Genomic DNA, 26,949 nt, shown 5'->3' with positions numbered 1-26,949 from the left:
TACAGGTGTCCATTAACTGGATATGAAACAGATCAAAAAATGAGTTCAATCGCACTGTTTTTATGCGTATGTTGCGCTTGTTGGCTGATTAAGTATCTAAGTTGTGATGTTGGACCTTGCGCTTGAACGATTAGGAGAGGGATCTTTGTAACAGGTATTGAGACTTGTAAGATTAATTACTACACTGGACGGCTACTTTACTTCTAACTCGTTCTGGGCCTTAAGATGATCATTAAGCCAATTGCCACCAATGTTATTACCGGTTTTCTAGGAGTTGGCAAGACCACGCTAATCAAGCGTCTGTTAGCCGATAAGCCAGTGAATGAGAAATGGGCCGTGCTAGTCAATGAATTTGGTGAAGTGGGCATAGATGCCGCTTTGCTGGGCGGGAGCGGTGAGACTGTGGAAATTCGTGAAGTAGCTGGTGGCTGCATGTGCTGCGCAGCAGGTGTGCCTATGCAGGTTGCCATCAATCAGCTTATCGCTAAGGCAAAGCCAGATAGACTGCTGATAGAACCGACGGGGTTGGGCCATCCAAGGGAAGTGCTTAAGGTGCTCAGTGAGCCTCACTATCAGAATGTGATTAAATTAAAGTCCACCCTGTGTCTGGTCGACGCCAGAAAAGTCACCGATGCACGTTATCGGGAACATGATATTTTCAATCAGCAGCTCGAGGTCGCGGATATCATATTGGCGACTAAGGCCGACCTCTATACCCGAGATAGTTTGGCTGATCTTAAAGATTATCTGCAGCAGAAAAGCCTGCTAGGGCCGAAGTTTAACAAGGCCAGCAGCTTACTCACTGTCAGCATGGCTGGGGTTGATTCTGCGGCATTGCCTCACGAGTTAATGACCCTGTTAAATGAACCTGCGGTCATACCTGCAGCAAAACCCAGTAAGCCAGTATCCTTGTTAACTCCTAAAACCAGTGTGTTTGAGCTCGATTATAATGCCGGTGTATTGGAGTTTGACGAACGTGGCATTGTGTCTAAATCAAATGTGGGCGAGGGAGCTTATAGTTGTGGCTGGGTATTTGACCCAAGTTATGAATTTAACTTCGATGAGCTTCTGGTTTGGGTGAAAAGTTTAGATGTATTACGCTTTAAAGCCGTAGTTATTACCGACGAGGGCATTGCCGGAATTAATCTGGTTGATGGTGAGATGACGATTACCGAGCTAGATGATGTGATGGACTCCCGACTCGAGCTTATCAGTTTGTCGCAGATAAATGCTAAGGTGATAGAAGCTGAACTGATTAGCTTGTCTCGCCAGCTTAGCTTTTAGTGCCATACACGTTTTATCTTTATTGGTTAAACTTTGTAAATCTAAAGTTGTAATTGCTGGAGTCATGGTGGTGTTTCAGTTAGGGTGATGTAACAGAGACCTCTGGTCTCGTTATTATTCACTTTGTATAAATATGGATATTTATGATGTCACCTATTCATCTTCTAGCTAAACCTAAGCTTTTAGGCCTTACTCTTTTAATCGCTGCCCCAAGTTTTTTGCTTTCAGCCACTGAGTCTACCCCGGTGCTTGGCTTAAAGTCTGCCTCAGATATTAGCCCAGTGTCTGATGTGGCAGTAACCTTCAATGATAGTTACAAGGCGTATAAGCATGCTGTGACAGACAATGATGCTGCTGCAATGCTCCAGTATTCGGCCGAGTCATATGAATTGGGCCAACAAGAGTTCGGTGATAAGAGCTTAGATACTGCCAATCTGGCGTTAAATTATGCGACGGCCTTACAACACAAAGATAAGAGTCTAGACAGGAAGTCTAAAAATGAACGTGCAGAGAAGGCTCATCAGCTTTACCTGATTGCCCTAAGTATTTACGAAACTGAGTTTGGAGAGGACTCTTTAGAGACTATCGATCCTTTACTTGGTGCTGCGCAGACAAGCTCAGATGCAAGAAAAGCCAAATCTCAATATCATCATGCGGTAGGGATAGCCGAAGACAGTGAACGTCCACTACTGTTAGCCAGTGTGCAAATGAGTGCCTTTAATGGGCTAAAAAACTCTGAATACTATGATCGTAGAGTGCGCGATTATGCGCTTGATGCCTTCGAGATTTACCAGGAAAAGTTGCCACAAGATGCTTTGAAAAGAGTGGAGGCGACTTACACTGCTGGCATGATTTGGTTTGCAGAGAGGAGAGAGAGTAAAGCCATTCCACTTTTTGAAGAGGTGATAACCCAGTTCTCAAAACTGAATTACAGCCATCCCTATGAACTGGCGTCACATGCTCGTCTAGTTGAGCTATACGAAAAAGAGGGGGATAGTGAATCTTCAACAAAGCACTGCATCGCAATAGGCAGTATGCGCCCTTGGCAGGAAAATCAAGAGCAAACTCCCCTGTATCGTATCAATCCAAAGTATCCCATGTCAGCAGCTAGCACTGGAAAAGAGGGCTGGGTACAAGTTGCTTTTACTGTCAATGAGTCTGGTTTTGTGACAGATCCCAAAGTGGTTAATTCTAAGGGAAGTTCAGGGTTTGAACGAGCATCCCTAAAGGCGTTGGAAAAGTGGCGCTATGCACCCAAATTTGTTGATGGGAAACCTGTTGCTGCAGACAGCCTGGTTCAATTAGATTTTACCTTAGATAGAAGTTAACTTACTTTGCAATAAAATAAAAAAATGGCCGCGAGTAATTCGAGGCCATTTCTGATATGTCTGATAACTAATCGCTAGAAGAGTTTACTTCCCCAGCCTAACTTGCTTCTTAGCACGTGGAAGTAGTTATGGCCCTTGGGGTGGATTAGCCTGAGTCGCTCATGACTGCGCTTGATCAATATCTCGTCACCGGGAAGGACAGGTAAGGCGACGTGTCCATCACAGCTCACCTCCAAATTATCACCATTGTCGGGTGAGACAACTAACTTAATCTTGCTACAAGCATCGACCACTATGGGGCGGCAAGAGAGCGTGTGGGGAAACATGGGCACTAATATCAAGGCTTCGAGATTGGGTGTCAGTATGGCTCCGCCAGCAGAAAGCGAATAGGCGGTCGAGCCAGTCGGTGTCGACACTATCATGCCATCGGCGCGTTGACTGTACATGAAGACATCATCGATATAGACCTCAAATTCTATCATATGAGCGACTTTGCCTGGATGCAGTACCGCCTCGTTGACGGCTGTATTACTGGACTTCATATGGCCATGGCGATGAACCTCGGCTTCGAGCAAGAAACGAAATTCAGTTTCGAAACTGCCATTGAGCACTTCGCCCAAGGCGTTCTCGAAAGAATCGGGAGGAAGGTCAGTCAGAAACCCCAGGTTACCTCGGTTGACACCGATAACACCTATGTCGAATCTGGCAAGTACTCGAGCGGCACCTAACATATTACCATCACCGCCAACGACGATGGCTAAGTCACATCGCTCACCTAATTCGAGTAGATCGACTGATTCGCATTGAGGGCCAACCTCGGCGGCGACTCTTTCTTCCACCAATATATCGAAGCCTTGCATAGACAACCAATGGTGTAAACGTTTCAGAGTGAGATGGGTGCCGTGATGGTTCGGCTTTCCAATTAGGCCGATAGTTTGAAATGTTTTAGGCATAATTATCTGCTAGGCCTTGAATCCGGTAATTTGATCCCCATAATATGTTCAAACAACTTGGTATGCGAGATCGAGCATTTTCAAGTTAATTGAGTATATGCCCAGAGCAAGCAGAAACAAAGCATTTTAGCTGGAGTAAGAATGAGCAACGAATCGAGTAAAGCGGAACAAGAACAAGTCGATACTGTGGTAGAAGGTGAAATTCTAACTGCTGATGAAGCTGAAACTGGCACAGATGGAGCAGGTTTGATGGATGAGTTAACCCAAGCCAACTTTCGTATTGAAGAGTTAGAGCAGGCACTAGCCGAGTCTCAAGCTAAAGTCGAGGAGCAGGTAGACTCAGTGACTCGCGCTGCAGCATCTGAGGCCAATATTCGTCGTCGTGCAGCTCAAGATGTTGAGAAAGCTCGTAAGTTCGCTCTGGAGAAGTTTGCCAATGAGCTACTTCCTGTGATCGATAATATGGAGCGTGCGCTTCAGGGAACAGACGCAGAAGCCGAAGAGACTAAAGCTATCTATGAGGGCGTTGAACTGACACTCAAGAGTTTTATCTCTACCGTGGATAAGTTCGGTCTGAAAGTGGTAGACCCACAAGGTGAAGCTTTCAATCCAGAGCATCACCAGGCTATCGGCATGCAGCCTAGCGCTGAATTCCCCGCGAATACGGTAATGATGGTCATGCAGAAAGGTTACATCTTGAATGAGCGTCTATTGCGCCCTGCTATGGTGATGGTGTCTCAAGGCGGTGGTTCGGTAGATACGAAGGCTTAATATCAGAAGTTCCTAGGTTCTAGGTATAAAAATCCCCTCTTAGGCCTTTCATGGTCTCCGGGGATAGCTCTTATCTTAATAAGTGAATATCTATATACAAAGTATATTTCTATCCCTCCGTGGGAAATATACATAAGTGTTCCGGACACAAAAAAGGACTGCAATTGCAGTCCTTTTTTTAAGATACCAATCAAGCTTATTTAAGATACTCTTCTATTTGTGCAAGAATTCCCGCACTGTCGAGTCTAAGTTCGGCCAAGATCTCTTTCTGCTCGCCATGCTTAATAAACTCATCCGGTAAGCCTATTTGCAACACAGGCATAGGACGTTTCAGTTGTTGCAGTTCCTCTAATACTCCGGAACCTGCGCCGCCCATGATGGCATTCTCTTCTACCGTGACAAGCAGATCATGGCTTTCGCTAAGCAGTTTGACCAGCTCAACATCTAAGGGTTTAACGAAGCGCATATCGGCGACTGTTGCATCGAGAGATTCGGCTGCGACCAAGCTACTGTCTAAGAGTGTGCCGAAGTTGAGTATGGCAATTTTAGTGCCTTGTCGTTTGATCAAACCTTTGCCAATTGGCAGGGCTGTCATCTCTTCGACTTGTGGCTCACCCGTGGCGCTTCCTCGAGGGTAACGCACGGCAGTAGGACCGTCTTTATAGCAGTAACCTGTGTAGAGCATCTGACGACATTCATTTTCATCGGATGGCGCCATGATGACCATGTTGGGTATGGCACGCATAAAGCTCAGATCGAAGGCGCCCTGGTGAGTCGGGCCATCTGCCCCCACTATGCCACCACGATCTATAGCAAACAGCACAGGGAGTTTCTGCAACGCAACGTCGTGTATCAGCTGGTCGTAACCTCGCTGAAGGAACGTCGAATAGATAGCGACGACAGGCTTGAGCCCTTCACAGGCAAAGCCTGCAGCGAGAGTGACGGCATGCTGCTCGGCGATAGCTGCATCGAAATACTGCTTGGGGAATCGCTGAGAAAATTCAACCATGCCTGAGCCTTCGCGCATCGCGGGGGTGATGCCAAGGACCTTGTCATCTTGCTCCGATATATCACACAGCCATTTTCCAAACACTTGTGAAAAGGTCGGATGACTAGGCTTAGATGCTGGCTTCTCGAACGTTGATGGATCGAACTTGGGCACGGCGTGCCAGCCGATAGGGTCTTTCTCTGCAGGTTCATAACCACGACCTTTTTTGGTCATGATATGTAAAATTTGTGGTCCGGACAGATTACGCATATTGCGCATCGTTTCGACCAAAGCATCGACATCGTGGCCATCGATTGGGCCGATATAGTTGAACCCTAGCTCTTCAAACATGGTGCCTGGGACAACCATGCCCTTGAGGTGCTCCTCGGTGCGCTTTGCCATCTCTTTGATGACTGGCATGCCTTTGAGTACCTTCTTACTGCCTTCTCTAATCGTGGTGTACAATCGACCAGACATGAGTTGGGCTAGATGATTATTGAGTGCGCCCACATTCTCTGAGATCGACATCTCATTATCGTTAAGCACGACCAGCATGTCATTGTGAAGATCGCCTGCGTGGTTCATGGCTTCAAATACCATTCCGCCGGTCATGGCACCATCACCTATGACTGAAACGACTTTTCGTCCGGCCTGCTCTTTCTCTGCGGCAACGGCCATAGCCAATGCAGCACTGATCGATGTACCCGAGTGACCGACGCTGAAGGTATCGTACTCACTCTCTTCACGCCATGGGAAAGGATGTATCCCCCCTTTTTGACGTATGGTATGCATCCTGTCACGGCGTCCAGTTAAGATTTTATGGGGGTAAGCCTGGTGGCCTACATCCCAGATCAGACGATCAAACGGCGTATTATAGACGTAATGAAGGGCCACTGTGAGCTCAACCGTACCTAGTCCGGAAGCGAAGTGACCACTTGATCTACCAACTGATTTCAGCAGAAAGCTTCTTAACTCGTCGGCCAATTGTGGCAACAAGTCTTGAGGAAGCTGTCTTAGCTCATCTGGGGTATTAGCCTGTGCAAGCACAGGGTATTGGGAAATATCCAAACTCATCGAGATACATTGTCTCTTTTATTAAACTCTTCGCTCTATAATGTAACGGGCGAATTCGGCAATTAGCTGACTATTGTATGGTAATTTGGTCAGCGCTGATAGAGCATCCTCAATCAAACTCTTGGCTGTAGTCTGTGCGCCTGCTAATCCGAGTAGTTGAGGGTAGGTACTTTTGTTTGATTCGCAATCAGAACCTTGTGGTTTTCCGAGCTCTTCTGTACTAGAGATAATATCCAGTACATCGTCTTGCACCTGAAATGCTAAACCTATGGCATCGGCAAACTCCATTAGAAGTGTCTGTTCTTCCTTGGATACTTGCGCCGCAATCATAGGCAGTTCAACGGCGCAGCGTATTAGGGCGCCGGTTTTTAATTTGTGCAGTTGGGTGAGCGTCGCTAAGTCTATTGGTTTATTCGTGGCACTTAGATCCATGGCTTGGCCGCCACACATACCCGAATAGCCTGAAGCCTTGGCTAAGGCGCGAACCATGGCTAAATTTTGCCTAGGCGCTATTCCGTTAATAGGCTCACACATGACTTCAAAGGCAAGGGCTTGCAGTGCATCGCCTGCCAGAATCGCCGTGGCCTCATCGAAGGCTACATGAACCGTAGGCTGTCCGCGGCGGAGCGCATCATCATCCATGGCCGGGAGGTCGTCATGGATGAGAGAATACGCGTGAACACATTCGATAGCGGCGGCACATGAATCCAGCTTTTCCAGTGGGATGCTGAGCATATCGCCGATGGCATAAACCAAGAAAGGTCGTATACGCTTGCCACCGAGTAAGGCGCCGTGCTTAATCGCAGCAAGGAGTTTAGGGTCTGTGACAGTTTGACTATCAATGATCTTTTCTAGCTGGCTATCGACACGTTGCTGGTATCGAGTGATCGTATCGACTAACACTTATTCTCCCTCAGAATCAAAAGGGGTCAGCGATGATTTTTCATCTTCTTGCATCAATATAGACACTTTTTGCTGGGCTTGTTCCAGCTTTCCCTGACTGTTTCGAACCAGCTTTATGCCTCTTTCAAACTGTTTTAGGGCATCGTCGAGTGACACATCTCCCTGTTCAAGATCTGAAACTATGCGTTCGAGTTCGGTGAGGGATTCTTCAAAAGTGAGATTTTCAGGTTTTTTAGCCACGACAAGGATTCCTAGAAATTAGCGTGAGACAAGGTATCGCAGCCAGCGGCAAGGGTCAAATCTGCCTGCCCTAAATTTGTGCAATAGCACGCTTTCTAGAGGTTTTTTTATAAAAAATTGAATTTGAAGCTAAACTTGCGTGTAAGCTGTCCGATAATTGAAGGTAAGGTATTATTTATTTTGCCATGATGGCTTAATTGATAATCGTTAAAATCAGATTTTCATTACATCACTTTCAATATACGTGTGTGTCTAAGTACATTGGCCTCATGTTGAACATTTACCTATTTCATGCTGATCAGAGCCTATGTCTCTGGAATCAGTTTCATTTGAGGAGCAGTTGTGGATTTAGCGACCCTGATCGGCCTTATCGGTGCATTTGGATTTATCCTTGGGGCTATGGCCACGAGTGGTGGTATTGGTATTTTTATCGATACCGCTTCTGTGTTAATTGTAATATGCGGTACGTTTTTTGTCGTGATGATGAAATATAACCTCAAGCAGTTTTTGGGGTCAGTGAAAATTGGCGCTAAGGCATTTATATTTAAGATAGATAAGCCAGATGAGCTTATCGAGCAATCTGTGACCATGGCAGATGCCGCCCGCAAAGGTGGTTTTTTAGCCTTGGAAGAAGCCGAAATTAACAATAGTTTTATGCAAAAAGCGGTTGATATGTTAGTCGATGGACACGACGGCGATGTGGTACGAGACGCGTTAGAGAAGGATATCGCACTCACTGAGCAGCGTCATAAAATGGGGATTAGTATTTTTACGGCCATTGGTGATGTTGCCCCTGCCATGGGAATGATCGGCACCTTGGTAGGGCTAGTGGGTATGTTGTCGAATATGGATGACCCTAAGTCAATTGGCCCAGCGATGGCGATTGCGTTGTTAACTACGCTCTATGGTGCGATGATCGCTAACATGGTTGCGATACCTATTGCGGGGAAACTGGGGCTGCGTATGGATGAGGAGATGCTTAATCGTAATCTGATCATGGATGCGGTGCTCGCAATTCAAGATGGGCAAAACCCCAGAGTGATAGAAGGTTTCTTAAAGAACTACCTTTCAGAGAAGCTGCGACAGATAGATACGACGGACGGGGAATAGCCGGATGGCTAAGAAGGTTAAATGCGACTGTCCTCCAGCAGGCGCGCCCTTGTGGTTGGCAACCTTCGCCGACCTGATGTCACTGCTGATGTGTTTCTTCGTACTCCTGCTTTCATTTTCTGAGATGGATGTGATGAAGTTCAAGCAGATTGCTGGCTCGATGAAATATGCCTTCGGGGTGCAAAATAAAGTTGAAGTCAAAGATATTCCCAAGGGCACCTCGGTTATAGCTCTGGAGTTCAGACCTGGCCGCCCCGAACCTACTCCAATCGAGATAATTAACCAGCAAACCAACGAGATGACTGAGCCGACACTGGAATATCAAGCCGGTGATGATGACAGCGCCGGTGGTGTGCAGCAGCAACGTGGTGAGCAACGTGGTGGTGAAGCTTCTGCGACGGCGCAAGAGCAAGCCGAAGCCAAAGCCGAGTCTAAGGCCGAGTCGGAATCTAAGGCGAGGGCAGAGGAGGAGTCCAAAGCACAGGCTGCCGCTCAGGAAAACATCAACGACCAAGTGAAGAAGATGGCCCAAGAGCTCAATAAAGAGATTGTTGATGGGGCAATTGAGATAGAGTCTCTCGGGCAACAGATAATCATTCGGATCCGTGAGAAGGGGGCGTTCTCTTCCGGCTCCGGCTTCTTACAGCCTAGGTTTAAGCCTGTGGTTCGCAGGGTTGGCGAGCTACTCAGGGATATTCCTGGAATAGTGACTGTGTCGGGCTACACTGATGACATGAATATCAGCAATGAGCTCTATAGCTCTAACTGGGACTTGTCGAGTAAGCGTGCGGTTGCCGTCGCTCATGAGCTTATTAAAGTGAGAGGCTTTGACCAAAATAGGATGAAAGTGGTTGGCATGGCTAATTCAAACCCGTTAGTTGACAATAATTCGGCGAGTAATCGGGCTCGAAATCGTCGAGTTGAAATAGCCATTGAGCAAGGAAAGCCCAAGTACTCAGATGAGATACTCGTAGGGCAATAAGTAGCTTGGCCCAAGTTCACCGCCGAAAAACTAAATATAAGGAAGTGCAGATGCACTTCCTTTTTACTTATTTCTTTTTAACTCCGCCCTTTCAACTCTTTCTTTAACCGCTCTGGTTTTATCTCTTTTACGCTTAGCAAACACTGTGAATTCAACATAGGCAATCTCCCTCGCTTCTGGTGTAATACCAATTCCATTAAATTTATGATCGCTGAATGATCACTTACTTAATGGAACTGGTATAATACCGCCCAATATTATTTAATGGCTTTATCCCCCGGAAGACCCTGATGAAATTTATCGTAAAATTGTTCCCTGAAATCATGATGAAAAGCAAACCGGTAAGAATGCGTTTTACCAAAATGCTTGAAACCAATATCCGTAACGTACTTAAGAAAGTCGATGAGACGGCTAAGGTTAAGCGCGAATGGGATAAGATCATGGTGATGGTACCAAGCGATAGACCCGATCTGATTGAAGCATTTGGGGAGCGTTTAGCTTGCATTCCGGGTATAGCCCATATTCTGCAGGTCAATGAGAGTACATTCGAGTCGATGGATGATATTTACCAGCAGACATTGGCCTTGTATAAGGATGATCTCGCGGGTAAGACATTCTGTGTTCGCGCTAAACGTGTGGGTAATCATGATTTCAAGTCAATTGAAGTTGAACGTTATGTGGGTGGCGGCTTAAACCAGTTCACCGAGGCTAAGGGCGTTAAACTCAAGAATCCCGATATGACGATTAACTTAGAGATCGACAGAGAAAATCTTTATCTGGTGGTGAAGCGCATTCCTGGCCTGGGCGGTTTCCCTATGGCGACCCAGGAAGATGTGCTTTCGCTTATTTCTGGTGGTTTCGATTCCGGTGTCTCTAGTTATCAGTTTATCAAGCGTGGCTCCAGAACTCATTACTGTTTCTTTAACCTAGGTGGCGATCAACATGAGATCGGCGTTAAGCAAGTGGCTTATCATTTGTGGCAGAAGTACGGTGAGTCGCACAAGGTAAAGTTTATCTCTGTGCCGTTCGATCCTGTGGTGACTGAAATACTGGAAAGAATAGATAACGGTCAGATGGGCGTTATCCTCAAGCGTATGATGATGCGAGCAGCCACTAAAGTCGCCAATAAGATGGGGATTCAAGCCCTGGTTACTGGTGAGGCCATGGGACAAGTGTCCAGCCAAACTTTGACTAACCTCAATGTTATCGACCGTTGTACCGAGCAACTCATTCTTCGTCCCTTAATTGCCATGGACAAGCAAGATATCATCGATATCAGTCGTGAGATAGGTACTGAAGATTTCGCTAAGTCTATTCCTGAATACTGCGGCGTGATCTCACAAAAACCGACAGTGAAGGCTGTACTTGCCAAGATTGAAGCCGAAGAACTCAAGTTCTCTGAAGATCTTATCGATCGTGTTATCGAGGCGGCTGTGATCATAGATATCCGCGAGATAGCCAAGAGCGTGGATGCTCAGATAGCGGAGACTGAAACCGTTGATTCAGTCGATTCCAGCGAAGTGATCATAGATGTCAGATCGCCGGAAGAGGAGGAGCGTGATCCACTCAAGGTGGACGGTGTTGAAGTTAAAACTATTCCTTTCTTTAAGTTAGCGACACAATTTGCCGACTTAGCCAAGGATAAAACCTATCTGCTCTATTGCGATCGTGGTGTGATGAGTAAGCTGCAAGCGCTTTATCTTCAAGAGCAAGGCTATGAGAACGTAAAGGTATACCGTCCATAAGCCCCAGTGCCTGGATTGTTATCAAGTGGCTGGGCCATTTAGCCCATGTTTCAGTCGCCATATTTAAGTCACTGACAATTAAGCTCACAAGCCGCATCTAATTAGATGCGGTTTGTTATTGCCTTGCTTTCAGACACAAAAAAGCCGCATTAGCTGGAAGTAAGCTATGCGGCTTCTAGAACCTAGAGAGTTCATGCCTGGCTTGGTTTAAAAGTGTTACTCGGAACGCGTTACATTCGCAGTGGCTTCAGCTGCTTGATCTGTGGCTATTAGCATACTGGTCATGTCTTCATTCAGGTTTTGCTGCATCATCTCCATGCCCTCAGCAAGATCTGTGGCTATAGTTGCGTGAAGATCGATTGTGTCTATGGCGAATTCATCGGCACTGACACTCGTAGCAGTTGTAAGAAGAGCGAGTACAAAAACAGTTTTAAGATTTATCATATTAAGACGCCTCCGGGCGGGTCATTCGTGTTGTCAGACACTCCCCAGTTACGTCGTAGAGGCTGTCTAACTATAGTCATTTTATTGGTGCGAAATTTAACCAAAAACGCATTCCTTTACAAACGATAAAATGTAACAATACGGATTAGAAAAACTAATTAAAAAATGAGATCCTGATCACTATGTCAAGACGCTTACCTCCATTGAACGCGGTGAAAGCATTTGAGGCCGCAGCTAGGCATCTCAGCTTTACTCGCGCCGCAGAAGAATTGTTTGTGACCCAAGCTGCAGTGAGTCATCAAATTAAGGCGCTGGAAGAGTTTTTAAGCCTAAAATTATTTCGCCGGAAGAACCGTTCTTTATTGTTAACGGAAGAAGGTCAGGGCTATTTTCTCGACATTAAAGATATCTTCGTTCAACTTGCCGATGCGACCGATAGGTTGTTGGCAAGAAGTGCCATAGGCTCGCTCACAGTGAGCATGTCGCCAAGTTTTGCCATTCAATGGTTAGTGCCAAGGTTGGCCAAATTTAGCGAGAACAATCCAGATATCGATGTCAGAATTAAGGCTGTGGATGATGACGCTGCCGCGCTCTCTGATGATGTCGACGTTGCCATTTTTTATGGGCAGGGGAATTGGGCTGGATTACGCGCCGATAAGCTCAAAAATGAGGTGTTGATCCCGGTTTGTTCTCCTCTTTTATTAAACGGTTCTAAGCCATTAGATAAGCCAAGTGACCTTAAACATCATACCTTACTGCATGATACCAACCGTCATGATTGGCAAGCTTGGTTTAGACAATGCGGGATTAATGATATTAATGTGAACCAAGGGCCGATGTTTAGTCATTCTTCTCTGGTCTTGCAAGCTGCGGCTCATGGACAAGGTGTGGCCTTAGGGTACAGCGTACTGGCTCGTCCCGATATTAAGGCAGGCAGGTTAGTGTGTCCTTTCCCCGAAGTTTTGGTCAGCAAAAATGCATATTATTTAGTTTGTCAGCAGAACCATGCCGAGATTGGCAAGATCGCGGCTTTTCGTGAGTGGATGTTGGATATGTTTGAAGAGGAGTCTCGCAGTGAACTGCTCCCAGGTTAATAAGACCCTCGAAGATGAAGTGGCCGTAGAGAGTAAATGTTTTCTGATTAAAGTCCCTTTAGAAACTGAGGACTTGCTAGAGAGTGAGTGTATGCTCGATGGGACTCCCAATGAGACCTTGATCATTTTTACTCATGGCGCCGGCGCTAATATGCACAGTGACTTTATGCAAGAGATGGCGAGAGGACTCTTGGATAAAGGTGCCGAGCATGGCATAGGTGTATTGAGATTCAACTTTCCCTATATGCGAGCCAATGTCTTGGACGGTAAGCGTCGTCCACCGGATCGCGCGCCCAAGATACTCAAAGATTTTAATATTCACATCAAAGCCATCAAACGAGAGTACTCCCCTAAGCGAATTATCTTGATGGGGAAATCTATGGGGGGACGCATGGCGGCCATTCTTGCGGCCGATACGCCAGTTGATGGTGTGATCTGTCTGGGGTACCCCTTTATCGCACTCAAAGGCGGTGAGCCGAGGCTTGCACCCATCGAAGAGTGTCAGGCGCCTCTGTGCGTGATTCAGGGCGAGAGAGATAAGTTTGGCGGGAAAGGGCAAGTTGAACTCTGGTCTGTGATGGAGAAAGTCAGATTACATTGGTTAACCGACGGCGATCATAGTTTTAAGCCAAGAAAGTCGTCAGGCAGCACCCAAGAAGCTAACATTAATGCTGCAATTTCTCATAGTATCAATTTTATCAGGGGGCTAGATGCGTAAAGGGTTTCTATTATTGGCGGCGTTGAGCGGCTTCATGTCGGTGGCTTTCGGCGCCTTTGGTGCGCACGGTTTAAAACAGATCGCCACGCCAGAGATGATTGCTATCTTTAACTTAGGGGTGGAATACCAGTTTTACCATACCTTTGCCTTGATCGCCGTGGCCTTTGCGGGACATTGGCTACCGTCTAGGTTGATCGATTGGGCGGGTTATTTGTTTATGGGGGCATAGTGCTGTTCTCGGGCTCTCTGTATGCCTATGCAATACTGGGTGCTAAATGGACCGGACCGATAACGCCTATTGGCGGCTTCTGTTTACTCTTGGGCTGGTTATTCATCGCATTGGCAGTGTGGCGTAACAGAGTGGTCGAACTCAACGATTAGACCATGATTAGAGCAAGCCTAACTTTGGTGTGCTGCTCTGGCGTCAGAGTTGGCCGAATAACTTAGACAGTGTAGAATGGCGGCCATTATGAATATGGTCGCCGTTTTTGTTTAAACATGCCGATTTAATATTCGTGTCGACTTAATATTCGCAAAAATCAATATTGAAAAGTCAGTATTGGTTAGCTTCAGGAATGTAGATGATTAACCTATTTTTGTTTTGTCGTGCAGGCTATGAGAAAGATTGTGCTGCAGAGATACAACACCGCGCCGCAGCGCTCGACATTGGTGGTTTCGTAAAAACCAATAAGAATGATGCCTACGTGATTTTTCAGTGCTTTAATGCTGGTGATGCTGATATTTTGGTGCAGAAGATCAAATTAGACTCTTTGATCTTTGCCAGGCAGATGTTTGCGGCAGCTGAGTTGTTGAAGAACCTACCGGAACAAGACAGAATCTCACCCATCCTCGAAGCCTTGTCAAAAATCAGCTATGCGGGTGAGTTAAGGGTTGAGACGCCTGATACCAACGAAGCGAAAGAGCTGTCGACTTTCTGTCGTAAGTTTACCGTACCCTTAAGGCAAAAATTAAAAAAAGCGGGCATCTTGCTCGAAAAAGAAAACCCTAAACGTCCTATTATTCACGTCTGTTTCGTGGCTCCGGGAACGGCTTATGTTGGATTTTCGTTGAGTAATAATAGCTCGCCCTATGCTTGCGGCATCCCCAGACTCAAGATGGCAGCGGACGCGCCTAGCCGTTCAACGCTGAAATTGGACGAAGCCTTTATTCACTTTATCCCTAAAGATGAGCATGAGACACGCTTAACCAGTGGCCTGTATACGGTTGACTTGGGGGCTTGCCCTGGTGGTTGGACCTATCAACTGGTGCGTCGTGGCATGTTTGTGGCGGCCGTTGATAACGGGGCAATGGATCAAGGGTTAATGGATACTGGTCAAGTTAAACATTATCAAGCCGATGGCTTTCGTTTCGAGCCACCGAGAAAGAACATTTATTGGCTGGTGTGTGACATGATTGAGAAGCCGTCACGGGTAGCCGAGCTTATCGAAGCTTGGGCGATCAATGGTTGGTTTAAAGAAGCTATCTTCAACCTTAAACTGCCGATGAAGAGCAGATATAAAGATGTTTCGACTATTCTTAAGACCATGACTGAGATCTTAAAGGAAAATGACGTCAAGGAGTTTGAGCTTTCTTGTAAGCATCTCTATCACGATCGTGATGAGGTGACTGTACACCTGAGGTTAAATCCTACTAAAGGTTTCTAGGTCAGAGAAGGCACTAGGGAAATAAGTTCCTAGGTTCTAGAACCTAGGAACTCGAGTCTTTTTACAGACGGTCTATCACAGCTTGAGTGAAATCAGTCGTACCATGAGTACCACCTAAATCACGTGTGGTGCGGTCGCCTTCGGCGATAACCGCAGATACTGCTGCACGAATATTTTCAGCTTTGTCTGCCATGCCCAAATATTCAAGCATCTGGATAGAAGCCAAGATAACCGAGGTTGGGTTAGCTAAGTTCTTACCAGCAATATCCGGTGCGCTACCATGTACAGCCTCAAAAATAGCCGCATCTTTACCTATATTAGCACCCGGAGCCATGCCCAAGCCGCCAACCAGACCTGCACAAAGATCTGACAGAATGTCACCGAATAAGTTAGTGGTAACGATAACGTCGAAGATTTCCGGGTTCATGACCAGCTTCATACAGGTTGCATCGACGATCATCTCTTCTGTGGTGATGTCGGGGTAACGTAGGCTCACTTCACGAGCGACTTTCAGGAATAGACCCGAAGTTGACTTCATGATGTTAGCTTTATGAACTATGGTCACTTTCTTGCGATTTTCTTTACGCGCTAGCTCGTAAGCAAATGTTGTGATCTGTTCCGCACCCTTACGCGTGATGATACTGGTCGCTTCAGCAGTTGAACCATCTTCAGAAAGTGTCTGGCCTAGACCCGAATACATGCCTTCGGTATTTTCACGTACTGTGATGATGTCAATGTTTTCATAACGCGCTTGCGTACCTTTAAAAGACACGACTGGTCGTATGTTGGCGTAAAGACAAAACTTCTTACGCAAGGTCACATTGATTGAGGTAAAACCTTCACCAACTGGGGTCGTTAATGGACCTTTAAGGGTGATCTTGTTTTTCTCAATCATATCGAGAGTGCGCTGAGGTAGTAGTTCCCCATGCTTTTCTAGTGCAGTTAAACCCGCATCGGTAAATTCGTATTCGAAATCACAACCTGCTTTATCGAGGATCTTAATTGCTGCGTCGATAATACTAGGTCCAATCCCATCACCAGGGATCACGGTTATCATTCTTTTTGACATGGAGAATCCTTCCACGGTTGGTCGTTACTGCTACTGTCTAACCCCACTTTAAACAGGGAGGCTACGACTAGGAATTATTTCTTATTGTTCACATCTTTATTTTAAACACTTTTATACATTTTTCACAGAAAATAGTGAGCAATCTCACGTTTTTTTATGTAGTGTAACTTGCATTAAATATAGCTTGTGACGATGATTGATCGTTAAAGGTTAAAAAAGACGACTTTAGTCTAGGGCCTGTTTATCTTTCTAGCTTGAATTTTGCTCAATTTCAATGGGTTTAGTGCAAGGCATCGTGCGATGATGCCTAATGTGTTAAGCGAAAAGCACGTAACGCGGCAATAAGGCCATTGAGATGAGCCCGCAGGGCAGCGTTTGTTGACTATTTCTACTGCGTTATCGCTTGTTTATGTAGAGCAACTACACGACACAAGCTCCGCCTTGTATTAATAATCAACAACTCGCTGCAAAAACAACCATGAAAGGTCAACAGGCCCTAGTATCTTCAGTAAAAAATATAATAAAAAACCAATCAAAACCTAAAAAAAGTTAACACAATAAGAAAAATGAGGAAGACCTTGAAGTCACTACCAATTGCATCCTTGCTATTCCTATCGACGAGCTTACTGACCGCTGGTGGTTATGCCATGGCGGCGCATCCGGCGATAACACCCAATGACATCATGCACTTTGAATCACTGAAGAAGCCCGTGCTTTCTGATTCGGGGACCACACTGGCCGTTGAGATCTGTCCCGATCGTGGCGACAGTCATGGTTTGGTGAAGAGTTTAACGTCGACAAAAACATTCAGTGTCGATGGTGGCTCTAAGCCCAAGGTTAGCGCTGATGGCCGTTTTGTTGCTTTTAGTGTGAAGACACCTCTGCTTGAACTTGAGAAAGCATCGAAGCAAGAAAAGAAAAAGCTAAAACCCGCCATGGTGTTACTCGATACTCAAACGGGTAAAGAGACGCGTTTTGAGCGAGTGAAAAAGTTTGAATTTAACGAATCTGCTAGTCATTTGGCTATCTGGTTCGAGGCAAAAGAAGATAAATCAGACAAGAAAGATAAAGAAGAATCGGCAGACGACGATAAGAGTGAAGAAGTCGAAGTCGATAAGTTCGACAAGGGCTCACCATTTGAGCTTGTGGTACTGAAAAATGGCACTAGCCATAAAGTGGCTCATGTCACCGACTACTATTTCGATAAGAGTGGCAAGCACCTGATAGTAGCCAGCAATAATACTAAGGCTAAGGTTCATCAGTTAGTCCTGTTTAAGCTTAGTAACAATACCAGAGTGATAGTGCGCCAATATAATAATCAACAAATTGGCCATGTATCACTCAGTGACGATGGGGAATATATTGGCTTTACTCATGGCGCAGCGGATGTTGAGCCATATGGGCGTTCATATAACTTATCACTGTTTAATATAGAAACCTCTGAGGTTAAAGCCGCGCCGACATCGAAACAGTGGAAGCTTAACCGTTATACTAAGTTGAGATTTTCCGAAGATAGTCAACGTCTGTTCTTTGGACGTGTGCCTCACGTGAGTCAGCAGTTAGCGCTCGCGACAATTGAGAAGCAAGAAGACTTGTTCGATGAGTCAATCGTCACGGGTCAGCGAAAGCTACGAATATGGCACGGTGACGATGCGCGCATTAAGCCTAATGAGGTTAAACAATACGAGAAGGAGCAGAAGCGCACTTATCTGGCGGTACTGCACCTTAATAGCAACAACTTAGTCCAGCTGGCCGATGAAACTGTGCCGGATGTTGAGTTAGAGGAACAGACTCGTTTCGTGTTAGCAAGCTCCGACATTCCCTATCGTAAGATGATCACTTGGGCCGGTTTTTACCGGGATTATTATCTTATCGATCTTAATACCGGACGTAAGAGTTTAGTGTTAACTCAACAGCCGAGCAGCGAAGACCCCATTCTTTCGCCAAACGAGCGTTATGTGACTTACTTTCAGCAAGGTCATGTTTACCTGTATCAAATCTCGGAAGATAGACGCACTAATCTGACTAAAGACTTGAAGGTGTCATTCGCCGATGAAGATCATGACTATCCATCGAATGCACCGGGATATGGTTTCGGCCCTTGGTTGAAAGATGATGCAGGTTTCCTGGTATACGATAAGTACGACATCTGGCAGGTGAATACTCAGTCACATGAGGCATTTAAGCTGACAGCAGGTAAAGGGCGTAAGCAAGGTATTCAATATCGGGTTACTGGTTTAGTCGACGATAAGAATCATCCCGATGTGCTAGCCATAGATCAGCAAGTCTTACTTCATGGTTATAGCGAGAGAACCAAAGGTGACGGGTATTATCTTTCGACCATAGGGGTTGCAGGTGTTAAAACCCTGATGGAGGGGGATTACAAACTAAAGACGCTGACACGCAGTAAAAATACAGAAACTATAGTCTTCTCCAAAGAGCGCTATGACCTGTTTCCAGATCTTTATACAGCCGAGTATTTAACGCCGCAAAAAGCCAACAAGCAGACTGACTTTGATGCGCAGAAACGTCAGTTTAATTGGGGAAAGTCTGAGTTAGTCCATTGGACTAATGGCGATGGTCAGCCTCTGGACGGTGTGCTAATTAAGCCAACTAACTATGTCGAAGGTCAGCGCTACCCAGTGTTGGTGTATTTCTATCGTTTCATGAGTGACAGGTTGCACGCTTTCCCACAGATGAAGATCAATCATAGGCCTAACTTTGCCTGGTATGCCGATAATGGCTACGCCATCTTTCTGCCTGATATCAGATTCGAAGTTGGCTATCCTGGAGCAACATCTGTTCAGGCATTAACGTCGGGTGTGCAGAAGATCATCGAGATGGGCGTTGCTGATCCCGATGCCATAGGTATTCAAGGCCATTCATGGGGCGGTTATCAAACGGCATTTGCGGTGACTCAGACTCACATCTTCAAGGCCGCCGTCTCCGGAGCTCCCGTTTCAAATATGACCAGCGCCTATAGCGGTATACGTTTGGGCAGTGGTTTAGCGCGTCAGTTCCAGTATGAAACGGGCCAGAGCCGTATCGGCGAGAGCCTATTTCGCGCGCCGCAGAAGTACATCGAGAACTCACCAGTTTTCTACGCCGAGCGCATCGAGACACCTATGATGATCATGTTTGGTGATAAAGATGATGCAGTGCCTTGGGAGCAAGGTATCGAGCTCTATTTAGCGATGCGTCGCGCCGGTAAAGATGTGGTCTTCCTACAATACCAAGATGAGCCACATCATCTGAAGAAGTATCCTAATAAGCTGGATTACAGCATCCGCATGATGGAGTATTTCGATCATTATCTTAAGGGAACACCTGCTCCGACTTGGTTGACCCAAGGTGAAGCTTATATCGAGTATAAGAAAGCGGACTAGTCATAATCTTAAGTTCAGTCAATAACAGAAAGCCGAGTATAGACTCGGCTTTCTGTTATAAGGGCCTGAGCTATCAGCCTGCATATTTCTTCCCAATGTTCAGATTTTAATCTAGTTTCTGATATTAGGGATAGGATGCTCCTAAGTTTTTAGTGTTTGTGATTATTTCCCGCTGATGTTATCTATATGGGCTGACGAAATATAATCCACCCCAAGAATATACTCATTTATCTCTGCTTTAAGGAAAGAACAATATGGATGGACTTTGGTTGCACATGGGGACTGTGTTTATGGGTTTTTTCGCCATCATGAATCCTATTGCGAATGTGCCAATATTTTTAGGATTAACCTCGGAAGAAGATGAGCAAACCACGAAAGCCATCGCATTTAGGGCCCTGCTATTGGCTTTTATCATCATTACCTTATTCTCACTCGCTGGTCAGTATATTTTTACCCTGTTTGGAATATCGCTATCTGCATTTAGGATAACGGGGGGCTTACTGGTTTTCTTGATTGGTTTTCATATGCTGCAGGGAAATAATTCCAGCGTGCATCACCCGGATAATCAACAATTACGTGAGAGTAAACAAAATGCTAGTGATAAGGCTAAGGCACGTGAGGCTGCTCTGAGCATAGCGGTATCCCCACTGGCTCTGCCGATCTTAGCTGGACCAGGAACTATAGCCACAGCCATGAGCTTTTCGGCGGGAGGGGGCATAGAGGAAATGTTGATCACCATAGGGGCCTTTGGTGTTCTTTGCCTTGTCACCTACGGTTTCTTTATCTCAGGTGGAAAGCTGGTTAGCTATTTAGGCAATGCAGCACTCGGTGCTATCACCCGAATGATGGGCCTTATTCTCGCCGTCATAGGAACACAGATGGCGATAGAGGGCATTAAAGGCGCCTTTGGTATCTAACAGTCTTGGCAATATGAGCTTAACTTCAGTCGTCAATGAGAGTTAGGTTCATCCGGTAAATTGATAAGTTGAGCCAAAATAAGGATATTAGTGATGGATGATGCTAAAGGTGCAGGGGTACGCATACCGCCTCCTGTGGTGTTTATCTTCTTTATGTTTTGTGGGCTAGGGTTAGGCTTTAGTTATCCCATAGCTATCCATTTTCCTGTGGCATTAGCATACACAGGTGTGGCATTAAGCATATTTGGACTCATGGTTTTATTGCATTTAGCGACGCTTTTTAAGCGGGTCAAAACCAATATCGAGCCCTGGAAGCCCACTTCTAGGATTATCTCCACGGGTATCTACGCTTACTCCCGTAATCCTATTTACCTGGCATTTTGTACTATTCCTTTGGGGGAGGCCTGTTTTTCAGCCATATCTGGTTAATGCTGAGTGTGATCCCGGCATGTATATCTGTCTATTACCTGGCTATTCGACCGGAAGAAGCTTATCTGACTGAAAAATTTGGTGATGAATACCTAGCATATCGAAGTCGCGTCAGGCGTTGGCTATAGTTGAACTTGGCCTCAAGTCTTTTAATTAAATCAGTCAGTGAGTTAGTGTACAAGGGGATTAAACATGATACTGGAAGTTGCAATAATTTCTATGAGCCTTTTCCTGAGGTTGAGCATTATCAGAAGGTCTTTTAAGTATCAATTTAATCATTAGTTTAACTTGCTAGCTTTAGCTTCTATCACTTCACTAATCTAAGTTAACCCGGGAGGACAGCAATGAAAAAAGTAGCACTGATCACAGGCGGTGGGCGCGGAATCGGCGCAGAGACAGCAAGATATCTGGCGAATCATGGATATGCTATCGGGGTTAACTACAAACAAAATAAACTGGCTGCTGAACACTTGGTAGCTGAATTACAGGCTAAAGGTTGCGAAGCTTTGGCACTGCAGGCGGATGTATCCATTGAGCGTGAGGTTGTTGAGCTGTTCAACACACTGGATCGAGAGCTGGGTAAGATCACAGCCCTAGTCAATAATGCCGGCATTTTGATGCCGCAGATGAAAGTAGTTGATATGACGGCAGAACGGATTAACAAAATACTGACTAATAATGTCACCAGTTATTTCCTCTGTTGCCGCGAAGCGGTGAGACGCATGTCTATTTCTGCTGGAGGATATGGTGGTGCGATCGTGAATGTCTCCTCGGCGGCATCTAGAATCGGTGCTCCGGGCGAGTATGTCGATTATGCGGCGTCTAAAGGCGCCGTCGATACCTTGACTAGAGGTCTGTCGGTTGAGGTGGCAAATGATAGCATTCGGGTTAATTGTGTCAGGCCAGGCTTTATCAATACCGGTATGCACGCCGATGGGGGCGAGCCCGATAGAGTGAAACGCCTCGCGCCTATGATCCCAATGGGCAGAGGTGGGGAGCCAGAGGAGGTGGCGGCTGCCATTGCCTGGTTACTATCAGATGAAGCTTCCTATGTGACCGGCACCTTTATGGATCTTGCCGGTGGTAGATGAGCTAATTTACCATTTTGACTTCTAAGCTTAATCCCGCAGATCTCTAACCCTTGTTAACTGCTTTTTCGATATGATTTTTGCATCGCTACGACGTGAAGCAGAAATTAGGAGAGAAGCGTTGCGGCAAGAGGTGTTATTGAAAGATTAAGCTTCTTTAGGTACAGGGTAAATTCAATCAGGCTAGCTAGTGAGCAAAGTTAATGGCTAGCCTGTTGATTATCATTTTTATTACTAGCGTTTAGCCGCCTATGGTTGCTGCAAGGTATTGATCGTAAGTATCAGATCCCCAAGCGATCAGTTTCTGATCCTTAAATAATAGCGGAGTGCACTCGTCTCTGGTGGTTACCCCATCGGATTGAGCATGATGAGTTCGATAAAAGAGCACCTGCAATGCAACATCGTCTGTCACTTTAGCTTCCGAAAAATCAGCCTTACCCATTAATAGTTTAATGTCTGATAAGCTCTGGCCTATAGTGATATCGGCTAATTTTGCATTGTTGTAAACCTGTCTGTCTTCCCAGTGCATCTCATCTGGGGTCGGTTCATACACGAGTACCACGACAGCGACAAAGGCGGTGTAGGCAGCAAAAATAGAGCCGATAATGACTGGAACTTTAGATTTCATCTGCGAGCTGGGTCCTTGATACATAATAACGGGATGACATAGGTACATTATACCTATGAAGCTCTATAAGATACTCACTTCACGCTACTAGGTAAACAACAAGAAGGTAACTTAATGTTTACAACTTTGTGTATTCTTTTCTAATCTAACCGATGTGGACCTAGCTGCTTACAGCTTCTTGTGGCAATCTAAATTGGCTTAGATTGGCCTTTAATGGCATATCAGTCTGCAGTTGGACCAGTTTATAGCTAAGTCTGGCCATCTGTTTACCCTCTTCGAGCTTCTTTGCCTGTTTAGCCCCCACTTCATCGATAGACAAATAGATATTGGCAAGAGAGCGAAATATTTTTAATAGCTCAATGGCTGATTTCGGGCCGATACCCGGAACGCCTGGTATCTTATTACCGCTGTCCCCGGCTAAGGCGAGATAATCGATAAACTGCGAGTGTTGAACCCCCAGTTTCTGCTCGCGTTCTTCTACTGTCAGATAGGCCTTGTTAAAGTGGTCCCATCTTTTTATCTTAGGGTGATTGAGCTGAGTGAAGCCTTTATCCGTCGATACTATGATGGCCTCACCACCACTGGCGGCGAGTTTGCTTGCTAGGGTGGCAATGACATCGTCAGCCTCGGAGTTAGCATCCAGGGAGTTAACATGTATTTTAGCAAGATGCAGCTTTAAACTTGGCAAGTACTCAGACAATGCCTTGGGCATTGGTTTTCGCCCTTTTTTATAGTCTTCGAACAGGTGTTTTCGCCATGAGATCTCGTTTCCGTCCCAGACTATCGCCGCATGGCTTGGTTGGTGGAATTTGAGTAACTTCTTGCAGGCTGAGGCCACCCGGTTATCGAGTCCGTTAGTATCGTTCTCATTGGGCTGCGCTGCATGGATGCGACGGACTAAGTTTAAGCCATCAATAATTAAAAAAGTGTTCATCTATTGTTTTTATCGTTTGGTTGTTAGGTAAAGCAAGCCAAGCAAGCCGTATTACTACCGGCTTGCTTGGCTATAACTCAGACTTTTACACGTTTGGTTATGCTTAATTATCTATCTTGTAGCAGGGAACATATTCACTACCAGGTAACTTCATTCTCTGTTGTTTTACGAAAGCGCTTAGGAGAGTATCCATCATAGCCATAAGCTTAGGGTCGCCCTTTATTTCGAAGGGTCCATGTTGTTTAACACTCTTGATGGTTTCCATCTTCACATTGCCAGCGACTATGCCTGAAAACGCTCTGCGTAAATTCGCGGCAAGTTCCGCCTTGTTATCCTGAAAATACAGGTTGAGATTGCTCATCATCTCATGAGTGGGGTTGAAAGGCAGCTGAAATTCGGGCTCAATTTTCAGTGACCAGTTATATTGATAGGAGTCGCCTGTATTTTTTCTATGATCTTTGACGACATCCATACCATGGCTCATAATTCTGGCGACTTGCACTGGGTCATCGATGACTATTTCGTATTTACTCTGGGCTTCTTCTCCTAAGGTTGCCCCGATAAACTCATCGATCTTGATAAAGTAATCGGCACTTTCTTTAGGGCCAGTTAGTACCAAGGGGAAGGGCATGCCTTCGTTTTCTTTATTGAGTAAAATACCGAGTAGATAGAGCAATTCTTCGGCGGTGCCTGCTCCGCCAGGAAAAATAACGATGCCGTGACCTAAGCGGACGAAGGCTTCTAAACGCTTCTCTATATCGGGAAGGATCACCAACTCGTTGACAATCTGATTAGGAGGTTCGGCGGCGATGATGCTGGGCTCTGTGAGTCCCACATATCTTGCTTGTGATATGCGCTGCTTTGCGTGACCTATCGTTGCTCCTTTCATGGGGCCTTCCATGGCGCCTGGACCACAGCCGGTACATATGTTCATCTCTCTTAAGCCAAGCTCATAGCCCACTTCGCGAGTGTACTGGAACTCGATGGCATTAATGCTGTGCCCACCCCAGCACACGACAACGTTGGGGTCTTCCAGTGGAATAACCTGGCCATTACGTAAAATATCGAAAACGACGTTGGTGATATGGCTAGAGTTGGTCAGGTTGATATGCTTGAGATTATCGTATTTATTGCTGACGTAGACGATATCTCTGAGCACGGCAAATAGATGCTCCTGAAGGCCTCTGATTATTTTTCCGTCGACAAAGGCGGCTTCCGGAGGGTTGGTCAATTCAATCTTAATTCCGCGCTCTCGACGTAGAACATTAATGTTGAAATCATTGAATTGTTCGAACAGGTTTTCGGCATTATCGCTCTGTAGGCCTGATGCGAGAACGGCCAATGAACAGTTACGATAAAGTTGATATAGTTCGCTTTTTGCGCTTTGTTTTAGACGATCGACTTCCAATTGTGAAAGCTGATCCATGCTTCCTTTAGGGCTGACCTTTACAATCATAGTAACTCCTTCGCTGTGACTGGAGTTCAATGATGTGCATTTATGGCATCGTTACATACGATGCCAGCCTATCAAGATATCTAAGAGTCTTACGGGTATAGGCTACACGTCAATGATCACTCTGTCTCTACTTTCATGTTTTGCTCGATACAGTGCTGCGTCGGCTCTATCAAAGGTTTCATTGATGAGCTCATTATTAATAATCTGTGCAGCACCTATAGACACTGTAACTGTAATCCTCTGATTTTTAAACTTAAAAGGAATACTTTTTACTTTCTCCCTCACTCTGTTCAAAAGTTGTTCAATATCAGTGGAGTTTACATCAGGAATAATCAGCACAAATTCTTCACCACCATAGCGGGCGACAAACTCAGTATCACGCAGTGAATTTTTCAATGCCATGGCGATGACCTGGAGGGTTTTATCACCCGTACTGTGGCCAAAACTATCGTTAATTATTTTAAAGTGATCAATATCGGCCACTGCGACCCAGAGTGGTTGTTTATGACGTTGATAATTACGATATTCCTGTTCCATTCTCTCTTCGAGGGCGGCCCTGTTAGGCAGCTGGGTCAAGGTATCGAGTAAGTTGAGTTTCTGCTGTTCAAATAGCCGTTCTTTAAAGGTATTGGCTTCCTTACCTAGCTGGTTAAGCTCTTTACGCATGGCTTCCATAGATTTACGAAGTAAGGCTTGTTCGCGCTCCTCGAGAGCCTCTTTGCGTCCAAGAGCCGATCGAATCGAGGCTAGCTGTTCTGTGACTTGAGACTTTAATCTATGAATGTCATCGATATCTATGATGGCTTCACCTACGTTATCGACGCGGGTATTAATTTCACGATTGAGCTGCTTTTTTAGTTGAGAGCTGCGTTGATTATTGTTGTAAGAGTCACTTACCACTTCTCTCACTGCAGACAGGGCATCGTTTAAGGCATAGAGAAATTCCTGAGAAGCAGATTTCTCTCTTGCGATATTATCCAGTAGCAGAGAAAGCACTGTCTGATAGGCATCGATGAGGCTGTCTATTTCAATATCGTTAGAAAGCACCTCTTTGAGCACGAGTATTCGATCCCGCTGATCTTTGCGAAATTCGATCTCGGAGATCATTTGAGCGAGTTCATGAGCCAGTTGACGATGCTTGGGGAGCACGACGAGTTTATCACCCTGTGCCAGCTGCTCTTCCAATATGCTTTCATAAAAGCCAACCAGTTTTTCGACTTTAGGGATATAGTCCCAGAAAGTATGGAAAGGCTTGGCGAGATCTTTCTTGAAGTAACTGATCTCTTTCTTGACCTTTTCGGGAACAGATTGGACTCGCTGTATCTGCCTGATGACCCGGGATAAGCTGGCTCTACTGTCTTCGAGTTGAACCATGACATGGTTATATTGTTGCTTAAGAAGCTGCTCAACCTCAACTAATTCAGGTAGCGATTCTTCGACTGTCTCGAAATCAGTAAAATGATGTCTTAATTTAGCCAGTTTATTATCGAGCTCAAGACTTTGTCCCTTGCAGGCAAGACTCAGATGACCAATAAACTGTACTAGTGTCCTCAATTTATCATTTCTGTCTTCGTTCATACTATCGAGTGCGGCTCTAGCCGAATGAAGTTTTTGCTTTAATAAACTGAGCTGAGATGTGTTTGCCATCGAATCCTTCATTAACCGTGTCCTACTTCTTCAAGGCAAAAAAATGAAAAAATTATTTCAAATGTAAATTTGTACTTCTAATGTTATAGCAATCCCT

General features: G+C 45.5%; 23 protein-coding genes and 1 pseudogene. 14 read left to right on the top strand and 10 right to left on the bottom strand.

What is annotated here, in order from left to right; translation table 11 throughout:
• Nucleotides 1–225 precede the first annotated feature (225 nt).
• Together FM037_RS20740 and FM037_RS20735 are read left to right on the top strand one after the other, a co-directional pair.
• On the top strand, nucleotides 226–1,284 hold the full coding sequence (locus tag FM037_RS20740) for a CobW family GTP-binding protein (protein WP_144047568.1): 1,059 nt from the start codon (nucleotides 226–228) through the stop codon (nucleotides 1,282–1,284).
• 143 nt (nucleotides 1,285–1,427) lie between these two features.
• Entirely contained in the window at nucleotides 1,428–2,612 is a 1,185-nt protein-coding gene (locus tag FM037_RS20735) for a TonB family protein (RefSeq protein ID WP_144047567.1), read from the top strand.
• A 74-nt stretch (nucleotides 2,613–2,686) separates the two neighbouring features.
• Here the strand turns inward: FM037_RS20735 and nadK are convergent, their stop codons facing one another.
• A complete protein-coding gene (gene nadK / locus FM037_RS20730; RefSeq protein ID WP_144047566.1) occupies nucleotides 2,687–3,565 on the bottom strand; it encodes an NAD(+) kinase in 879 nt (292 codons plus the stop codon).
• A gap of 141 nt (nucleotides 3,566–3,706) precedes the next feature.
• Here nadK and grpE point away from each other — a divergent pair, with 141 nt between their 5' ends.
• Complete coding sequence (grpE, locus tag FM037_RS20725; protein ID WP_144047565.1) at nucleotides 3,707–4,336, top strand: nucleotide exchange factor GrpE; 630 nt, start codon at nucleotides 3,707–3,709, stop codon at nucleotides 4,334–4,336.
• A 196-nt stretch (nucleotides 4,337–4,532) separates the two neighbouring features.
• Here grpE and dxs read toward each other — a convergent pair whose 3' ends face one another.
• The 3 genes from dxs to xseB are packed head-to-tail and all read right to left on the bottom strand — an operon-like array spanning nucleotide 4,533 to nucleotide 7,541.
• Nucleotides 4,533–6,398 (bottom strand): 1-deoxy-D-xylulose-5-phosphate synthase, encoded by a 1,866-nt coding sequence (gene dxs, locus FM037_RS20720; RefSeq protein WP_144047564.1) that lies wholly within the window; start codon nucleotides 6,396–6,398, stop codon nucleotides 4,533–4,535.
• Nucleotides 6,399–6,419: 21 nt separating this feature from the next.
• On the bottom strand, nucleotides 6,420–7,301 hold the full coding sequence (ispA, locus tag FM037_RS20715; protein WP_144047563.1) for a (2E,6E)-farnesyl diphosphate synthase: 882 nt from the start codon (nucleotides 7,299–7,301) through the stop codon (nucleotides 6,420–6,422).
• Nucleotides 7,302–7,541 carry an exodeoxyribonuclease VII small subunit gene (gene xseB / locus FM037_RS20710; RefSeq protein ID WP_144047562.1) on the bottom strand — a complete coding sequence of 80 codons (240 nt, stop codon included), beginning with the start codon at nucleotides 7,539–7,541 and terminating at the stop codon, nucleotides 7,302–7,304.
• 342 nt (nucleotides 7,542–7,883) lie between these two features.
• Here xseB and pomA point away from each other — a divergent pair, with 342 nt between their 5' ends.
• The 3 genes from pomA (at nucleotide 7,884) to thiI (ending at nucleotide 11,378) form a co-directional block, all read left to right on the top strand.
• Nucleotides 7,884–8,651, top strand: a complete 768-nt coding sequence (gene pomA, locus FM037_RS20705) for a flagellar motor protein PomA (protein ID WP_144047561.1) — start codon at nucleotides 7,884–7,886, stop codon at nucleotides 8,649–8,651.
• Nucleotides 8,652–8,655: 4 nt separating this feature from the next.
• Nucleotides 8,656–9,633 (top strand): flagellar motor protein MotB, encoded by a 978-nt coding sequence (locus tag FM037_RS20700; protein ID WP_144047560.1) that lies wholly within the window; start codon nucleotides 8,656–8,658, stop codon nucleotides 9,631–9,633.
• Nucleotides 9,634–9,923: 290 nt separating this feature from the next.
• Nucleotides 9,924–11,378, top strand: coding sequence for a tRNA uracil 4-sulfurtransferase ThiI (thiI, locus tag FM037_RS20695; RefSeq protein ID WP_144047559.1), 1,455 nt, complete (start codon nucleotides 9,924–9,926; stop codon nucleotides 11,376–11,378).
• 216 nt (nucleotides 11,379–11,594) lie between these two features.
• On the opposite strand, the gene FM037_RS20690 is transcribed toward thiI, so the two are convergent.
• Entirely contained in the window at nucleotides 11,595–11,822 is a 228-nt protein-coding gene (locus FM037_RS20690) for a hypothetical protein (RefSeq protein ID WP_144047558.1), read from the bottom strand.
• A 182-nt stretch (nucleotides 11,823–12,004) separates the two neighbouring features.
• Here FM037_RS20690 and FM037_RS20685 point away from each other — a divergent pair, with 182 nt between their 5' ends.
• The 4 genes and pseudogenes from FM037_RS20685 (at nucleotide 12,005) to rlmM (ending at nucleotide 15,298) form a co-directional block, all read left to right on the top strand.
• Nucleotides 12,005–12,916, top strand: coding sequence for a transcriptional regulator GcvA (locus FM037_RS20685; protein ID WP_144047557.1), 912 nt, complete (start codon nucleotides 12,005–12,007; stop codon nucleotides 12,914–12,916).
• The gene (locus tag FM037_RS20680; RefSeq protein ID WP_144047556.1) at nucleotides 12,897–13,634 is read left to right on the top strand and encodes an alpha/beta fold hydrolase; all 738 of its coding nucleotides are present in this window, start codon (nucleotides 12,897–12,899) and stop codon (nucleotides 13,632–13,634) included. The genes FM037_RS20685 and FM037_RS20680 overlap by 20 nt, the downstream gene beginning before the upstream one ends.
• A pseudogene (locus FM037_RS20675) lies at nucleotides 13,627–14,015 on the top strand (DUF423 domain-containing protein). Before FM037_RS20680 ends, FM037_RS20675 begins: the two are co-directional and overlap by 8 nt.
• A gap of 200 nt (nucleotides 14,016–14,215) precedes the next feature.
• Nucleotides 14,216–15,298 (top strand): 23S rRNA (cytidine(2498)-2'-O)-methyltransferase RlmM, encoded by a 1,083-nt coding sequence (rlmM, locus tag FM037_RS20670; protein ID WP_144047555.1) that lies wholly within the window; start codon nucleotides 14,216–14,218, stop codon nucleotides 15,296–15,298.
• A gap of 61 nt (nucleotides 15,299–15,359) precedes the next feature.
• Here the strand turns inward: rlmM and FM037_RS20665 are convergent, their stop codons facing one another.
• The gene (locus FM037_RS20665) at nucleotides 15,360–16,367 is read right to left on the bottom strand and encodes an isocitrate dehydrogenase (protein ID WP_144047554.1); all 1,008 of its coding nucleotides are present in this window, start codon (nucleotides 16,365–16,367) and stop codon (nucleotides 15,360–15,362) included.
• Nucleotides 16,368–16,945: 578 nt separating this feature from the next.
• Here FM037_RS20665 and FM037_RS20660 point away from each other — a divergent pair.
• The 4 genes from FM037_RS20660 to FM037_RS20645 all read left to right on the top strand — a co-directional run bounded on the left by FM037_RS20660 (nucleotide 16,946) and on the right by FM037_RS20645 (nucleotide 22,190).
• Nucleotides 16,946–19,753, top strand: coding sequence for an alpha/beta hydrolase family protein (locus tag FM037_RS20660; RefSeq protein ID WP_185976874.1), 2,808 nt, complete (start codon nucleotides 16,946–16,948; stop codon nucleotides 19,751–19,753).
• A 254-nt stretch (nucleotides 19,754–20,007) separates the two neighbouring features.
• Nucleotides 20,008–20,670, top strand: a complete 663-nt coding sequence (locus FM037_RS20655) for a MarC family protein (RefSeq protein WP_144047552.1) — start codon at nucleotides 20,008–20,010, stop codon at nucleotides 20,668–20,670.
• 93 nt (nucleotides 20,671–20,763) lie between these two features.
• Nucleotides 20,764–21,099: a methyltransferase family protein gene (locus tag FM037_RS20650; protein ID WP_229380957.1), complete on the top strand. Its 336-nt coding sequence runs from the start codon at nucleotides 20,764–20,766 to the stop codon at nucleotides 21,097–21,099.
• Nucleotides 21,100–21,443: 344 nt separating this feature from the next.
• Nucleotides 21,444–22,190, top strand: coding sequence for an SDR family oxidoreductase (locus FM037_RS20645; protein ID WP_144047551.1), 747 nt, complete (start codon nucleotides 21,444–21,446; stop codon nucleotides 22,188–22,190).
• A gap of 238 nt (nucleotides 22,191–22,428) precedes the next feature.
• On the opposite strand, the gene FM037_RS20640 is transcribed toward FM037_RS20645, so the two are convergent.
• The 4 genes from FM037_RS20640 to FM037_RS20625 form a co-directional block, all read right to left on the bottom strand.
• Nucleotides 22,429–22,815: a DUF3192 domain-containing protein gene (locus FM037_RS20640; RefSeq protein WP_144047550.1), complete on the bottom strand. Its 387-nt coding sequence runs from the start codon at nucleotides 22,813–22,815 to the stop codon at nucleotides 22,429–22,431.
• Between the two features lie 160 nt (nucleotides 22,816–22,975).
• A complete protein-coding gene (gene xni / locus FM037_RS20635) occupies nucleotides 22,976–23,749 on the bottom strand; it encodes a flap endonuclease Xni (protein ID WP_144047549.1) in 774 nt (257 codons plus the stop codon).
• A 103-nt stretch (nucleotides 23,750–23,852) separates the two neighbouring features.
• Nucleotides 23,853–25,205: a nucleotide 5'-monophosphate nucleosidase PpnN gene (ppnN, locus tag FM037_RS20630; protein WP_144047548.1), complete on the bottom strand. Its 1,353-nt coding sequence runs from the start codon at nucleotides 25,203–25,205 to the stop codon at nucleotides 23,853–23,855.
• A 102-nt stretch (nucleotides 25,206–25,307) separates the two neighbouring features.
• The gene (locus FM037_RS20625; RefSeq protein ID WP_144047547.1) at nucleotides 25,308–26,864 is read right to left on the bottom strand and encodes a GGDEF domain-containing protein; all 1,557 of its coding nucleotides are present in this window, start codon (nucleotides 26,862–26,864) and stop codon (nucleotides 25,308–25,310) included.
• Between the last annotated feature and the right edge of the window lie 85 nt (nucleotides 26,865–26,949).

The organism is Shewanella psychropiezotolerans, from assembly GCF_007197555.1.
Taxonomy (GTDB): domain Bacteria; phylum Pseudomonadota; class Gammaproteobacteria; order Enterobacterales; family Shewanellaceae; genus Shewanella; species Shewanella psychropiezotolerans.
The sequence above is the reverse complement of the archived record's forward strand: the minus strand, read 5'-3'. Positions and strand labels throughout refer to the sequence as shown.